At 76.5% G+C, this 408-nt stretch carries 1 protein-coding gene; it reads left to right on the top strand.

The annotated features are described in order from the left end of the window. Positions 1-79: 79 nt before the first annotated feature. Positions 80-408, top strand: a 329-nt coding sequence (locus tag FNQ90_RS26670; RefSeq protein ID WP_182608613.1) for a hypothetical protein, incomplete at its 3' end; no start/stop codon positions are given.

The raw sequence follows: 408 nt of genomic DNA, 5'->3' as shown, positions 1-408 counted from the left end.
CCCCCGAGCTGTGCCGCGAGCGTCTCGACCGGGCCGCCGGCTCCGTGCGCGCCACCATCACCCCCACCCGGAGCGGCCGATGACCACCACGACCGCCGAACCCCGGGTGAGCGCCACCTGGTACGACGACGTCGACCAGGCCCCGCCGGACACCCTGGATGCCCTGCACCCCTCCCGCACCCGGGCATGGGCCGGGGCGTGGCAGCACGTGCGCACCGAACAGGTCCTCGCCCACCGCCACGTCCACCTCCACGACCCCGACCGGGGCATCGGCGAGACCGTCTCCTTCCACCTGGTCCCCGGCCGGGGCAGCCCCTACTGGTCGCGGTTGGAGACCGACGCCGGCAGCCCGCCCGTGTGGCCCGGCCCCGTGCTCTACGCCGGCAGCCCCCACGCCGAGTACGGCGG

Origin of the sequence: Streptomyces alkaliphilus (assembly GCF_014141535.1) — a bacterium.
GTDB lineage: Bacteria > Actinomycetota > Actinomycetes > Streptomycetales > Streptomycetaceae > Streptomyces > Streptomyces alkaliphilus.
This window is presented reverse-complemented; position numbering and strand designations above follow the sequence as displayed.